At 72.5% G+C, this 13,911-nt stretch carries 13 protein-coding genes; 5 read left to right on the top strand and 8 right to left on the bottom strand.

Going from position 1 to position 13,911, the window contains the following annotated elements; genetic code table 11:
• Window positions 1–218: 218 nt before the first annotated feature.
• From ACFWI4_RS37060 to ACFWI4_RS37050, 3 genes are all read left to right on the top strand, one after another.
• A complete protein-coding gene (locus ACFWI4_RS37060; protein ID WP_387205552.1) occupies window positions 219–479 on the top strand; it encodes a hypothetical protein in 261 nt (86 codons plus the stop codon).
• Window positions 480–586: 107 nt separating this feature from the next.
• Entirely contained in the window at window positions 587–2,143 is a 1,557-nt protein-coding gene (locus tag ACFWI4_RS37055) for a hypothetical protein (RefSeq protein ID WP_387205550.1), read from the top strand.
• A 156-nt stretch (window positions 2,144–2,299) separates the two neighbouring features.
• Window positions 2,300–4,075 carry a protein kinase gene (locus ACFWI4_RS37050; RefSeq protein WP_387205548.1) on the top strand — a complete coding sequence of 592 codons (1,776 nt, stop codon included), beginning with the start codon at window positions 2,300–2,302 and terminating at the stop codon, window positions 4,073–4,075.
• A 39-nt stretch (window positions 4,076–4,114) separates the two neighbouring features.
• Here the strand turns inward: ACFWI4_RS37050 and ACFWI4_RS37045 are convergent, their stop codons facing one another.
• Window positions 4,115–5,368, bottom strand: coding sequence for a lactonase family protein (locus ACFWI4_RS37045; RefSeq protein ID WP_387205546.1), 1,254 nt, complete (start codon window positions 5,366–5,368; stop codon window positions 4,115–4,117).
• Between the two features lie 230 nt (window positions 5,369–5,598).
• On the opposite strand from ACFWI4_RS37045, the gene ACFWI4_RS37040 reads away from it, so the two are divergent.
• A complete protein-coding gene (locus ACFWI4_RS37040) occupies window positions 5,599–6,210 on the top strand; it encodes a hypothetical protein (RefSeq protein WP_387205544.1) in 612 nt (203 codons plus the stop codon).
• A gap of 180 nt (window positions 6,211–6,390) precedes the next feature.
• On the opposite strand, the gene ACFWI4_RS37035 is transcribed toward ACFWI4_RS37040, so the two are convergent.
• The 7 genes from ACFWI4_RS37035 to ACFWI4_RS37005 form a co-directional block, all read right to left on the bottom strand.
• Window positions 6,391–7,032 (bottom strand): NADPH-dependent F420 reductase, encoded by a 642-nt coding sequence (locus ACFWI4_RS37035; RefSeq protein WP_387205542.1) that lies wholly within the window; start codon window positions 7,030–7,032, stop codon window positions 6,391–6,393.
• A 53-nt stretch (window positions 7,033–7,085) separates the two neighbouring features.
• Window positions 7,086–7,742 (bottom strand): hypothetical protein, encoded by a 657-nt coding sequence (locus tag ACFWI4_RS37030; protein ID WP_387205540.1) that lies wholly within the window; start codon window positions 7,740–7,742, stop codon window positions 7,086–7,088.
• A gap of 199 nt (window positions 7,743–7,941) precedes the next feature.
• Complete coding sequence (locus ACFWI4_RS37025; protein ID WP_387205538.1) at window positions 7,942–10,026, bottom strand: hypothetical protein; 2,085 nt, start codon at window positions 10,024–10,026, stop codon at window positions 7,942–7,944.
• Window positions 10,027–10,453: 427 nt separating this feature from the next.
• Window positions 10,454–11,722: an MFS transporter gene (locus ACFWI4_RS37020; RefSeq protein ID WP_387205554.1), complete on the bottom strand. Its 1,269-nt coding sequence runs from the start codon at window positions 11,720–11,722 to the stop codon at window positions 10,454–10,456.
• A gap of 17 nt (window positions 11,723–11,739) precedes the next feature.
• Window positions 11,740–12,279, bottom strand: coding sequence for an ArsR/SmtB family transcription factor (locus ACFWI4_RS37015; protein WP_385392525.1), 540 nt, complete (start codon window positions 12,277–12,279; stop codon window positions 11,740–11,742).
• Window positions 12,280–12,447: 168 nt separating this feature from the next.
• Complete coding sequence (locus tag ACFWI4_RS37010; protein ID WP_387205536.1) at window positions 12,448–12,669, bottom strand: hypothetical protein; 222 nt, start codon at window positions 12,667–12,669, stop codon at window positions 12,448–12,450.
• A 220-nt stretch (window positions 12,670–12,889) separates the two neighbouring features.
• On the bottom strand, window positions 12,890–13,591 hold the full coding sequence (locus ACFWI4_RS37005) for a hypothetical protein (RefSeq protein ID WP_387205534.1): 702 nt from the start codon (window positions 13,589–13,591) through the stop codon (window positions 12,890–12,892).
• A gap of 75 nt (window positions 13,592–13,666) precedes the next feature.
• On the opposite strand from ACFWI4_RS37005, the gene ACFWI4_RS37000 reads away from it, so the two are divergent.
• Entirely contained in the window at window positions 13,667–13,822 is a 156-nt protein-coding gene (locus tag ACFWI4_RS37000) for a hypothetical protein (RefSeq protein ID WP_387205532.1), read from the top strand.
• Window positions 13,823–13,911: the final 89 nt, after the last annotated feature.

The following is a 13,911-nucleotide window of genomic DNA, read 5'->3' as shown; positions in this document are numbered from 1 at the left end:
CCCGGAGACACTCCGGGCGGCCCCGCTTCTCGTGTGCCGCGAACCGCCCGGGAGGCGTTCGACTGCGGACGTCCGTGAGTCCTCCGGAACCGGATCGAGGCGCGGGCGAGTCACCACAGGTGACACGGGATCACGCTGCCGCACCTGCGGCGGTGTTCTGAAACGGTCACCGGCGAGCGGGCGCGGTGGCCGCAGGCGTACGGGCCGGGGAGGGCGCGATGGTGACACCGCTCGACGGAAGGCTGCTGCCGGGTACGCCCGAGAGCACTGGCAGGCGCCCGGACCGGAAGGCGGCCCTGTGGCCGGTGCTCGGGATGCCGCGCGGGGCGCGGGCCGCCGCCCACGGGCTGGCCTGGCTGCTTCTGGGAGGGGCCGTGGCCCGCTACGCGGTCTGGATCGTCACCGCCGCGGTCGGTGTCTTCCTGCTGCTGGCCCCGGTCCTGCGCGCGTCGCCGACCTGCCGGCCGGTCGTCCCCTGACGTCGGCCGCTCCCTGCCGAAGTGCCCGGCAACCGTTCACGCAGCGGCGTACGACCCTGGCCGAAGGCGGCGGCGTACGCCCCCGGCCGCAGAAGGAAGCAACCGAAGTGCCGCAGACCGAGGGCCACTTGCAGTGGTGGGAACCGCCGTTCTACCTGCATCCGAAGCAGTTCGGTGCCCAGGAGAGGTACGGCCCCACCGTCCCGTCGTACGTCGTGAAGGCACGTGCTCAGGGCAGCCGTGGGCGGGTGCACGTCACGAACTCCGGTGCGGGGGCGGGGTCGTGGCGGGGGCGGTGGGCCGGGACCAGTGTCCCCGTTCATGTCCTGGTGGGCCCGGCCGGCACGGGCAAGACCCTGCTCGCCCTGGACCGGACCCACACCGGCTCCCGCAGCTACTTCGACCCCTACCACTGGAACGAGGGGTCGGACGTCCACTTCGTCGACGCCCATGACGAGGCGTCACTCGCGGCGGGCCTCACCGACCTGGCCCGCCGTCTCACGGACGGGCGGGCCGCGAAGGACGGGGGCACCATGCCGTACGGGGGACGCACCCCGGAGGACCGGGCGCTGAGTGCCCTGGTGCGGAGCCCGAAGAGCTGGGTGCTGCTGCTGGACGGGCTGGACGACCCGCGGATGGCCGCCCGGGCCTGGTCGCCCGTCGGCCTGCTCCGCCGGCATCTGCGCCGGCCGTTCCGGAACGGTTTCGGTCAGATCGTGGTGACCTCGCGCCTCGACGACCGCGCGGCATGGCCCCCGTGGATCACCGTGACCCCGGTCGGCCCGCTGCCCGTCCCCGCCGCGGGCGAACAGTTGCGACGCCGCGCCGGGGCGACCGCCGGGACCCCGGAGGAGGCCGAGCGTCTGGCCGGCCGGCTCGGCGGCCATCCCCTCGCCCTGCGCATCGCCGGAAACCACCTCCACGCCGGCACGACACCGGCGGGGTCGAGCGCCTGCACCTTCCGCGCCTACGAGGCCCTGCTGGACTCCGCTGCGGCACGGTGCGGGGAGCCGGGAACCGGCGCACCACAGCGGGAGACGCTCTCGGCGGTGTGCGAACTGGCCCTGGACCTGGCGGCCCGGCGCGGCATACCCGAAGCCCGCCCGGTCCTGCGGCTGCTGAGCTGGTTCGCCGCTTCCTCCTTCCCGGGTGAACTGCTCGTTCCCGAGGAGCTGGACCGTCTGGTCCCCGGCCTTTCCGGTGACCATCCCGACGGCGATCTCGCGCCCTCGTTCACCGGCGGCGAGCTCCACGTGGCCGTACGGACGCTCCGGAGCCTGGGCCTGCTGCACACCTTCGGGCCCGACCGGGCCGTCGACCGGCAGGACCGCCACCTCGCCGTCGATCCCGCGGTGGCGCAGGTGCAGCGCGACGCCCTGGGCCTGGAGCCCGCCCAGGCGGCGGTGTTCCGGGCGGCGGCGGTCGAACTGCTGCACCGCCGGGCGGTGTCGGCCACGTACGACCGGTCGCGGGCGTGGTGGTGGCCCGTCCTGCTGCCGCACGTGGAGGCCCTTGCCCGCCATCTGCCCACCATGGAATCCGCGTCCGCCGAGCGCCTGAGGGACACCGCCCGCCGGGTCGCAGACGGTCTGCGCCACGGCGGGCAGGGCCGTGCCGCCGTTCTGCTCCGCTCGTCCGTCGAGGGCGGCCTGGACCCAGGATGAGCCCGGGGACGCCGGGACACCGGATCGCTGGGTCGCCGGGGTGCGGTCGCCACCGGGGTCTCGGCCTCCTCGGCGGCCTTCACCCGCGCGCCGCCGCGCGGGTGTTGCGGTCACCTGTGTGGGGACGTGTCACAGGTTTCTCGTAGGCTTCCGGCCATGAACGCGGGGGATTCCGGCAGACGGGTCATAGAGGGGCGCTTCGAGCTGGAGGTGCGGCTCGGTGGCGGTGGCATGGGCACGGTGTGGCGTGCGCGCGATCTGGTCCTGGACCGGGCCGTGGCGCTCAAGGAGGTACGGCCGCCCGATCCGGGTCTTGCCGAGTACGACCCGCAGGGCGCGGCCATGCTCCGGGCGCGGGTGCTGCGCGAGGCACGGGCGCTGGCCCGCGTCGATCACCCCAATGTGGTGACCATTCACCACGTGGTGGACGGCGGGGAGCACACCTACCCGTGGCTCGTCATGGAGTTGGTGACCGGCGGATCGCTTCAGGACCGGCTGGAGAAGGGGCCGTTGGCGCCCGTCGACGCGGCCCGGCTGGGCCGCGAGGTGCTGGCCGCGCTCGGCGCCGCGCACGACGCCGGGATCCAGCACCGGGACGTGAAGCCCGCCAACGTGCTGCTGAGGCCCGACGGACGTCCCGTCCTGACCGACTTCGGCATCGCAACCATCAGGGAATCGACCGCCCTGACCGCGACCGGGTCGATCATCGGCACGCCCGACTACATGGCGCCCGAGCGCATCTCCGGCGGCGAGGGCGGCCCGGGCTCCGACCTGTGGTCGCTGGCGATGATGCTGTACGTCGCCGTGGAGGGGCATCATCCGCTGCGCAGGGGAACCACCCTCGCCACCCTGGCGGCGCTGCTGAGCGAGGAGCTTCCGCCCCCCGTCCGGGCCGGAGCACTGACCGGGTTCCTGAACGCCGTGCTCGTCAAGAACCCGGCCGACCGGGCGGACGCGAAGACCGCGGACCGGATGCTCACGGAGGTGGTCGAAGGCGGCGGCACCGCCGGAAGTGTTCCCGCCGGGACGGACGGGGCCACGTCGTACAGGCTGGCGCCTCCGCCGGGTGCAACGCCCGTACCGTCGACGACGGTGGGGTCCGGACAGCCGGCCGCCGGCTTCGGACCGCCGGCCGGCTTCGGCCCGCCTTCCGGCTACGGACCGGCTACGGGCCACGGACCGGCTTCCGGCTACGGGCCGCCTGCTTCCGGCTTCAACTCGCCGACTCCTTCCCCGGCGGGCCCCACCCGGCCGACGCCGGCACTGCCGGGCGGCCGGGCGAAGAGGCACATCGCGATCGCCTCGTCCGTCGTCGGCACCGTACTGGCCGGAGTCCTGACCTGGAACCTGCTGCCGGACGCAGGGAGCGACAAGGACAGCGGAAAGCCCTCCGAATCCTCCAGCTCGGCCTCGACCAGGACGACGGACCCCGCTCACACCCCGTCCCGTTCGGCCCCGGCGCCCCAGGCCGACGCGAAGACGAATCTGCTCACCCCCGACGGCATCCGGACGGCGGTGAAGGAGATCAAGGCCGCGACCGGCACGAACCGCGCCTACAACTTCACCGTCTACCCGGAGTACGTCTCCGCGGACATCATGGTCAAGGGCAGCGCCACCAAGTACGACAACTACACCTACCGCCCGGGCCAGGGTGTCGAGAAGAGCATCATCAGCAGCGCCATCATCGGGGGCGAGCGCCCCTTCAGTCTCGACAGCTTCGACTGGGACGTCCTTCCCGCCCTGCTGAAGCGGGCGGACAAGGACCTGAACGTACAGCGGCCGACCATGCGTTACGTCCTGGTCCGCCCCGCCGACACCACGTTCGACACCCCGCTGGCACTGGCCGTCTATCTCACCGACGACCACGTCACCGGCTATCTGGAAGCCGACCTGAAGGGCAAGGTCACCCGGGTGATGCCGGCCCAGGACTGAGCGGCCGCGGCTTGCCGGTCGGCTTCGGCCTGCCGGCCGTCAGTCGGCGACGATGCCCTCCATGCCGGACTCGCCGAAGGCGGACAGGCCCGAGCCGACCGTCGTGACCTTGGCGAGTGAGCCGTCGGCCTTGACGCGGAAGCCGTCGACCGTCCCGGAGACGGCGTTCTGGACGTAGACGAACCGCTCGTCCTTCGTCACGGCGAGATCGATCACGCCCCGCGACCTGGCCGAGGGCGGCGTGGCGATGCCCACGTCGTTGGTCAGGGAGAGCCGGCCGTGCCGGTCCGTGCGGTACCCGGTGACGGTGGAGTTGCCGGTGTTGCCGCCGTAGAAGTGGCTGCCCGCGCGCTCGAGCCAGCACAGGGTCTCCTGCCCGTTGGGCAAGGGCTTCTGAAGGACCTTCAGGGTGCCGTCGTGCCGCACCTTGTAGATGGTGACCGTGGACTTCGCGGCCTCGGCGACGAGCATCCGCTTCCCGGTCGCGTCGAAGGTGATCGCGAACGGGACGGCGCCGGCCGACTTGTTGGCAACGGGAGCGGCGACGGTCGGCAGACCGTCGCGCCCCACGGGGAGGACTTCGACGGTGTTGGCGGACTTGGTGGTGACGACCAGGTCGCGGCCGTCCGGAGTGAACGCGACCTCGCCGGGAGAACTGGAGAACAGGGGGACGTCCTTGTTGTCCAGGCCCAGGGAACGGTGGGACCCGGCCAGCGGACGCAGCCCCTCACCGGTGATCGCGAAGCCCTGGACGCTGCCGTGTCCGCCCGCGTTCATGACGTACGCGACCCGTCCGTGCACCGCGATGGAGGCGGGGAACGCGCCGCCGGAGCTCACGACGTGCCGGTCCGCGAGCCGGCTTCCCTCGACCCGGAACGAAGTCACCGTGCCACTGCCCGCGTTGACCGCCAGCAGCATCCCCGAGGCGTCGTCGTGGACGAGTGACCCCTGGGAGGCGAGCGAGTCGGTCGGGGCGTCGACCTGGTCACCGCCCTTGCCGCCGGTGGCGTAGGTCCCCGCGGCGTTCAGCGTGCCGTCCTCGCCACGGGCGAACACGTGGATGGTGTTGCCGCCCAGTTCGTTGCCCTGGACGAAGACGGCGTGGTCGGCACCGGGCGCGCTCCCGGAGTACTGGCTGGCCGATGCGACGCTCACCGCCACCGTGGCCGCCGCCGCGGCGGCCAGGGCCCCGCCGCCGATCATGATGCGCCGTGTGCGCGGCTTCGCCCGGTGACCGCCCCGGACGGCAGCGGACCGGCTCGTACGGCGATGATGCTCGGGGGTGCTGTTCATGTGCGCTTCCCGTCCCTGTGAGGTGTCTTCGCGGTGCGGTCCACGGCTGCGTGGACGGCATCAGAGTGGACGGTGGGAGTGGTGTGGCGACACGGGAACCGTGGTCGCGTCAGACTCTCGTAAGACCGTTCCCGGCTCGGAGCGACGGGGCGCCGCACGCCCCGGCCGATGTCTTACGGAACCCTTACGCATCCGCCTGAGACGGCGTCAGCACCCCTACGCTCACAGGCGTGTCGACCCTACGAAACATCGCTCTCGCCACGGCCGCGCCTCTGGTGCTGGCCGTTGCGGGCCTCGCGCATCCGCATGGGCTGTTCCGCTCGACGGCTTCGGACTGGACCCGGTTGCACATCGCGCTCCTGCCGGTCTTCCCGCTCCTCACCGTCGGCCTCCTGATCCCTCTGTGGCAGCGGCCCCGGCCCGGCCTCGCGGGCTTCGCCACGGTGGCGGCCTGGACGGGTGCCTTCGGGTACGCGGCCTTCTACACCGGCCTCGACGCGGTCGCCGGCATAGCGGCGGGGACCGCGGTCGGGCATGCGGGCGCGACAGCGGGCCTCGGACCGGTCAAGCGTCCCCTGTACGACACCGGAGAGCTCCTCGGACACATCGGCGTGTACGCCCTCATCGGTGCCGTCGCCGCCACGGCGGTCGCGCTGTTGCCCGAGCACGGCGTCCGGGTCCTGCCCGGCACGGTGGTACTCCTCGGCGCCGGCTGGTCCTTCGTCGACAGCCACATCTTCTGGCCGCGCGGTGTCTGGACGATGGCCGGGTTCGCCCTGGGCTTCGCCCTGCTCGCCTGGGGGACCGCGGTGAAGCGGGATCCGTCGTCGCGCACCGCCTGATGTGCGACGCGGGGTCCTCGCAGCGGCACGACTCACAACGGCACACCGGCGCCCTCGCGCGAGGCGGTGTACGCCACGGGCAGGCGCGGGAGATGAGCCCCGCTCAGGTCAGGAAGCCGGGTTCACCCGGGCCACGTCCCCCGGGCGGCGGGACCTGTGGCGGAGGGGACGCGTGGGCCGTCACGGCAGGATCGCGACGGTGCTGGACCAGTTCAGGCCGAGGCGTTCCTGGGACGCCATGTGCAGCAGTTGGAAGGCCTCCAGCTCGCGGGCCCGGTGCAGCGGGCCCACGTCCAGGGGACGCAGACCTCCGGAGGACACCAGGTCGGACACCGCCTGCCGGGCCGTGTCGTCGTCTCCGGCGATGAAGACATCCAGCGGCCGGCCAGCCACCTGCCCTGCGGCGAGGGGCCCGGCGAACGTGGTGTTGAAGGCTTTGACCACCCGGCTTTCGGGCGCGGCGGCGGCGATCTGTTCGGCGGCCGAGGTTCCGGGCGGCACGACGAGCGAGTCGAACGTAGCGAAGTTCACCGGATTGGAGATGTCGACGACCGTCTTCCCCGCCAGTCGGCCGGCCCACGAGGCGGCGACATCGCGCCCGGCCGGATACGGCAGGGCGAGCACGACGAGGTCGGCATCGGCCGCGGCATCGGCGCCGACCGCCGCGGCATCCGCTCCGGAGGTGTTCCGGGCAAGGACGGCGGCCAGCTCTTCGGCCTTGGCCCGGCCGCGGTCGTGCAGGCGGACGGAATGTCCCCCTGCCACGGCCCGGGTACCGATGCCACGGGCCATGTTCCCCGCACCGACGATGGTGACGATCATGTACGACTCCTCGATGGACGTGCACCGCCCCCGGCGTGGCTGTGCCCGAGCGCTCAGGTGGACGGGGCCGCCTCGCTGATGTCCTGGTGCATGTGGCCCATCAGTTCGCCCATCTCACGGACGTCGGCGTCGGGGGCCTCGGCGTTCCGTGCGGCGCGGCGCAGCCAGTCGGCGGTGGCCAGGGCGAGGGCGGTGGCGTCCTTTTCGCGGTTGTCACCGAGGAGTTCCTCGATCCGGGAGGCGAGGCCGCCCAGGGTCGCGTCGTTCGTGTCAGGGGTCAGGTAGCCGCGCAGGCCGTCGGGGTATGGGTCCTGGGCGCGGGCGTGCCGTACGGCGGCGAGGACCGCGTGGTCTTCGCTGTACTGGTCGAGGTGGCCGAGCAGGACGTAGATCCGTGCGGTCAGCCGGGGCCGTCCGGGGTGGTCGTCCAGCCAGGCCATCAGCTTCTGCTGGCTTCCGAAGTGGTCCATCAGCGGGGTCAGCGCCTCCACCGATTTGGTGGGCAGGTCCCAGTGGTGGGGCAGCATCTCGGCCACGTCGCCGGCCAGTCTTTCCTCGTCCTGGGAGCCGAGCGTGCCCGCGATGAAGTCACTGACCATCGCGCTGTCCAGGGCGAACCCTTCCTGCCCGGACCGGCCGGCGGCGCGCGCCGGGCCGTGCCGACGGCGCAGCAGTTCGCCGACGCTCTTGAGGAGCGGCTTGTCGTGCACGGGTTCCTCCTGAGTGACTGCCTGGGCGGCCTCGCGTCCGGGGCGGGCCGGGCCTGCGGACGGTGCCGAGGCCGGGCCGGTGATCCGCGACGTCGGCACCACAACCGTGCACCCCCCGACCGGTGCCCGCGCGCCTGCTGACCCGGACGAGTGGATACCCGGTGGATACCCGGTGGTTCCGCTTGGTCCAGCTCAGGGGCTACGGCACGGCTCCGATCGGGACGGACACGGCCGCGGCCTCGGTGGCGTCGGTGGGTACGTCCGCCTCGGTGTGGCGCAGGTCGAGCACGATGAGGGCGGCCGCGGCGACGACGAGATAGATGAGCAGGTTGATCAGTGCCTGGCTGGTTCCGTGGCCGTCGAAGTAGATGGTGTGGTGGAGCAGGATGTAGCCGTTGCGGGGTGGCAGATAGGGGCCGAGGTCGCGCCAGAAGGCGGGCAGGTAGGGCACTCCGCTCGCGCCGCCGGAGGACGGGTTGCCCAGCAGGATGATCACGACGACCGTCACGAGGGTGCCGATGGGGCCCAGCAGTTTCTGCAGGACCGCGGCGACGAAGGCGACCACGGCGACGATCAGTGAGCAGATGGGCCAGGTGATCCAGAACTTGCTGCTGGGGAACCCCTGGAGCCAGTAACAGACGATCAGGTCGATGACCAGGCCGCTGACGACGGCGAACCCGGCGAGCTGGGCTGCGCGCCAGCGGCCGGCCGCCTTGCCGGTGGCGGTCATGAGCAGGGTGGAGGACATGTAGCCGCCGATGAGCAGCGGAACGAGCATGAGTGCCTGGACCAGGCCGAACGGGTCCTTGGGCACCAGAGGGAGCGGGGCGTACTGCTGGACCGCGAGTTTCTGCCCGGTGCCGCGGGCCGCCTCCTCGAACCGGACCGCGAGGTCGAGGGGCGCCAGGTCGCTCATGGAGGGCACCACGATCAAGGTGTTCGTCCCGCCCGACGAGACCAGCGCGCCGAAGACGCGGGCCTGGTCCATGGCGGACTTCGCCGCCGCCACGTTCGGATACTGGATGACCTTCAGGGAGATCTTCTTCTGGGCCTCGGTCAGCACGGGCGACGATCCGACCGCGCCGAACGGCATGTCGGAGGCCTTGGGGGCGTGCCCGGCGCTCATGTAGGTGGTGGCGAACAGGCTCTGCATGACGGCGCAGATGCCCAGCGCGACGAGCATCCCGATCACGGCACGGCGGCGGCCGGGGGCGCCGGCCGCGTCACCGGGGAGCGACGAGGTCTGCGCACCGGGGGACGACAAGGACGACGAGGTCTGCGTACCGCGGGCCGCTGCGGCCGCCGCCCTGGCGGGGCGGATGCGGCCGAACCAGGCGATGACCGCCGTTCCGGCGGCGGCGTACAGGAACAGCACGGTCAGCGGGGTCGAGATGTCGTTCCCGCCGAAGTAGAGCACCCGGTTGACCAGGGTGACCGCGTTCTGCGCCGGGAGGACCACTCCGATGTTGCGCCAGTAGACCGGCAGCAGGTAGGTGCCCAGTCCCCCGGCCGGCGGACCGCCGACGGCGATGAACAGCACCGCCACCAGCAGCGTGCCCCACTTGCCCACCATCGCCTGCAGTGCGGCGGCCGCCAGCGCCACGGCCGAGGTGATGAGCCAGAAGCACGGCAGCAGCGGCCAGAAGTGGCTGCTGGCGTAGGCGCCGATCGCCAGTCCGGCGATCAGATCGGTGAGCAGCGCGCCCACCAGGGCGTACCCGATCAGGATGGCCGCCCGCCACGGCGCGGCGGCGACACCGTGAGCCGCCTTGAAGACGAACACGGCGGCCAGATAGCCGCCGATCAGCAAGGGCAGCAGGAGCAGCGAGGTCACCGCGCCGACCGGGTCGCTGGAGGCGAGGGGCGCGATCTGCCGCACGGTGACGGGCCGGTGCAGTTTGTGCGCCGCGGCCACGAACGCCGGCTCCAGTTCGGTCTGCGCGAAGAAGCTCTTGGCCGGGACCACGACCAGGGTGTCGGCTGAACCCGTACTGAGGTACGCGCCGTACAGCTCGCCCCGGTTCGCCGCCTCCATGACCGCCGATGTGTTCGGGTAGGAGGTCAGGTCCAGTCCGGCCCGGGAGGCCACCTCGGCGACCACCGGGGAGGGGGGTCCGGAAACGCCGAAGGGCATGTTCCGCGGTACCAGGAGCTGTTGGGCGCTGACCAGGCACAGCGCCAGCAGGGCCTGCCCGACGAGGACCACGGCCAAGGTGACGACGACCTTCAGGACGCCTCCGCGTCCTTGCGCGGTGGAGGCCGCCTGGGCCGGTCCGCTCGTCATGGTGATCCTCCGTCAGCGTCCGCGGCCCCACCACCCGCGGCGGTCCGTCTCCTTCTTCCGGCAATCACCCCATGGGCCCTGTCGGGCGGCAACCCGGAAGGGTTCAGGCGGATGAAGCGGATGAAGCGGATGGCCCTGGGGGGCGTCGTGGCCGGCCCGGGTCCACGCCGGCGGGAGGAAGAGGCCGGTGGGAGGAAGTGGCCCGTGGGAGGAAGTGGCCGGCGGGAGGGTGGCGCCGGTCCGGGCGGCCGGGCGAGCGGGCGGGTCCGGGCTCCGCCGCGGCGGCCTCGCGTGCGTCGTCCCCCGTACGTCGTCTCCCGTACGTCGTCCCCCGAGGGCCAACGGCGCCGGCCCGGCGTGCCGATCCCGGGCCGGGATCAGAACGCCGGGCCGGGTTCGGCACGGGATCGAACGGTCGCGCGGAGTCCTAGACGGCACTCTCCTGGACGGGTTCCCGGGATTCGGGGTGGTCGGGGTCGTCGGCCGGAGCGGCGGCGGCACGCAGCGCGGCCTCGACGCGGCGGTTGCTGGTCATGGTCGCCGTGACGGCGGTCATGGCGAGGAGGAGGCCGCCGGCGGTGTAGAGCGGGGTGCGTACGTCGTAGGCGGTGGCCAGCCAGCCGCCGAGGAAGGCGCCGAGCGGGGCGGCGCACATGGCGAGCATGCGGGAGGTGGAGGCGACCCGGCCCATCAGGTGGGCGGGGACGACCGCCTGGCGCAGGGAGGGGCCGAGCACCATCGTGGCGCCCATGCCGGCTCCGCACAGGGCGAGCGCGAGGCCGGCGGCGTACGCGTTCGGGGCGGCGGCGAGGCCCAGGACGGCGAGTCCCTCGACGGCGGCCGTGCAGGCGAGCGCGGTGCCGGTGCCGAGACGGCGGCCGAGGAAGGAGGCGATGCCCGCGCCGAGCAGACCGCCGGTGGCCTCCGCCGTCAGGAGCAGGCCGAAGCCGTAGGTGTCGATGCCGAGACGGTCGTGCGCGAAGAGGGCGAGCACGGTCTCCACGGCGAGGAAGGCGATGTTCCCGACCGCCGGGCGCAGCGCGAGCCCGAGCAGCAGCCGGTCCCGGAACACGTACGAGGCGCCGGCCCGCGCCTGGCGCAGCAGCGACTCGTGGGCCTGCGGTACGGGCCGGGGTGCGGCGGGCAGTGACCGTACGAGCAGTGCGGAGAGCGCGAAGGAGACCGCGTCGGCGAGCAGCGGGACCGCCCGTCCGAGCGCGAGCAGGGCGCTGCCCGCGGGTGGTCCCGCGAAGCCGGACGCGGCGGTCTGGGCGCCGCGCAGGCGGGAGTTGGCGCGTTCCAGGACCGCGGGGTCGCGGCCGAGCAGATCCGGGAGGTAGGCGGTCGCGGCCGTGTCGAAGAAGAGTCCGCCGACGCCGAGGAGGAAGGCGACGGCCGCGAGCAGGGGGATGCTCAGTACGTCGAACGCGGCCGCTGCCGCCGGTATCGCGAGCAGCAGCGCCCTTGCGGCGTCCGTGACCCACATCGTGCGCCGGTGGTCCCAGCGGTCGACCAGCGCACCGCCGAGCACCCCGAAGAGGAACCACGGCAGGGTTCCGGCGGCCGTGACGACGGCGAGCGCCATCGGGTCCCGGGTCAGGGTCAGGGCGAGCAGCGGGAGCGCGGCGTGGGTCACTCCGTCGCCGAGCGAGGACACCGTCTGCGCGGTCCACAGCCGTCCGAACCCGGTCGGCAGCTTCGGTGTTTCCGTGGTCACTTGGCGTCTCCTTCGGCCTGCTCGCGTGATGCCGGGTGGAACAGGGCGAAGACGAGTGAGGTGTCCGGCAGTGCCGGGTCGGACAGTTTCCGGTACTCGTCCGCCAGTGCCTGCAGTCGTGCTCCCAGTTCCGCGAACTGCTCGTCGGTGAGCCGCAGATGCGCCATCCCCACGTGCCGCTCGGTATCGGCGGGCGCCGCTTCCAGGTCCGCCACCGCGTGCCGCATCAGTACGTCCGGGCCGCCCTCGCCCGGGTCCGGCAGGACGATCGACCGCGCGGCCATGGCGTAGTACCGCTCGGTGACTCCCCGGACCTTCCGGGTGCGTACGACCTTGACCAGGCCGGCGCGCTCCAGCAGCCGTACGTGGTAGCTGGAGCTTCCCTTCGCGAGGCCCACGCGCTCGGCGATCTGTGTGATCGTCGCGGGTTCGAAGCGGAGCACGGCCATGATCCGGTGACGCGTGAGGTTGGAGACGGCGCGCAGTTGTTCGTCGGTGGTGACGTGGAACGTCTCGGGGAGGTCTTCGGCAGGCATGACTCCAATGGTCAACACTTCTTGACCATTTGGCAAGAGGGTTTCCTCCGGGAGTTACGCATCGGCGGCCGGGGTGCTCCGGGGGCATGCCTCGGCCGGCACGCTCCCGGGCTCATCCCTCGGCCGGGTCGCTCCCGAACTCATGCCTTGACCGGGTCGCTCCCGGACTCATGCCTTGACCGGGGCGCTCCCGGGCTCTTTCACGATGCGGTCGCCGACCGCGACCGACTTCCACAGGGCGCGGTCGACGCGCACCTTGACGCACTGGCCGTCCGTACGCCTGACCTTGACGAAGTGGTACATGTTCGCGCCGTCGAGCATGCCCCGCGACTTGTCCTCGACGATGCCGTCCCAGGCGTCGTCCGGTGCCGGTTTGTGAGATGTGAACATGCCGCAAGCCTAGGGAGACCGGCGGGCGCGGAGCAGTGTCACGAGGCACGCGTACGGCGGTACATGTGTCGTACGGGGGGCCACACAAATGTCCTGGTCGGCGCGGCGCCGCCGGTCTTCGGCCGCGGCCCCGGGCGGGCGGTGTCCATCGATCCGGCGCCGGTCACGGCGCGGTCGGCCCTGAGGGTTTCCGCGGGCGGCCGTGCCGGCGCCCCGCTGGTCAGGCGACGCGTTCCAGGCCCGCCTTCACCGACTGGCGGGTGCCGTCCCGTTTGATCGTCTCGTAGGCGAAGTCCACCGTGTCGCCGGGGCGCAGGGTCAGGATGATGCGGCCGTTCGTGACGCAGTCGCCGGACTGGATGCTCTCCCCCAGGGTCACCTGGTCCGTGCCGGCGACCGCGGTGAGGGTCACGGTGCCGTAGCAGTCGGAGGACTCCATCGCGTAGTGGACGCTGCCGACCTGATCCCGCAGGGTGCCCTGGCCGAGTTCCACGGTGACGCGGTAGTGGTCGGTCCGGGTGGCGTCGACCTCCTCGGCGTAGCCCTGCCAGCGTCCGAGGAACTGCTCCGGCAGGCCGACGGGAGCGGGAGCGGTGGAGGGCGGGGCGGCGGCCGGGGTCCCGGCGGGTCCGCCGGCCGCCTGGGACGCCGCGGGCGTGGTCGGCGGGACCGAGCTGAGGGGAGCGACGGAGGTGGCGGGCGCGCCGGGCGTGCTGGGGGCGGGGGACGCGGCGCCGAGCGACGGGCCGGAGGCACGCTGCTCCGTATCGCCGCTCAGTTGGACGAACAGTCCGATCAGGGCCGCGACGATCGTGGCCGCGGCGCCGATCAGGGCCACGACGAGCGCGCTCCGGTGGGAGTCACCGGGGACCGGGCGCTGCGGCCTCGCGTAGGGATCCGGCGGGGACTGCGGTCTGGTCATGGCGCGGCCTCTGATGTGCGGTTCGGGGAAGATCAGGCCATATTGCCGCCCAGGCACCGCACTTGTGCGACTTTCATGCAAATCTGCCGAACCGATCGGGTCGCGTCGGATCCGGATCCGGCGACGACCGCGGCCGGACGGACGAACGGCCGGGGCAAGGACGGCCAGGGCAAGGACGGGCAGTGGTACGCCGTCACCCCGTCCGGCGGCAGGTCCGGACTGTCCGGCTGAGCGGCCGCGGCACGGAATCCACCGGGCCCGCGAGGTGCGGAAAGTGCGTGGCACCGCGTGAACGGCCTCGGCCATGATGTGCCCGGTGT

The sequence above is a fragment of the Streptomyces sp. NPDC127038 genome (assembly GCF_042725875.1).
Classification (GTDB): Bacteria; Actinomycetota; Actinomycetes; order Streptomycetales; family Streptomycetaceae; genus Streptomyces.
Note: the sequence above shows the minus strand (reverse complement) of the source record. Positions and strands in the feature narration are given on the sequence as shown.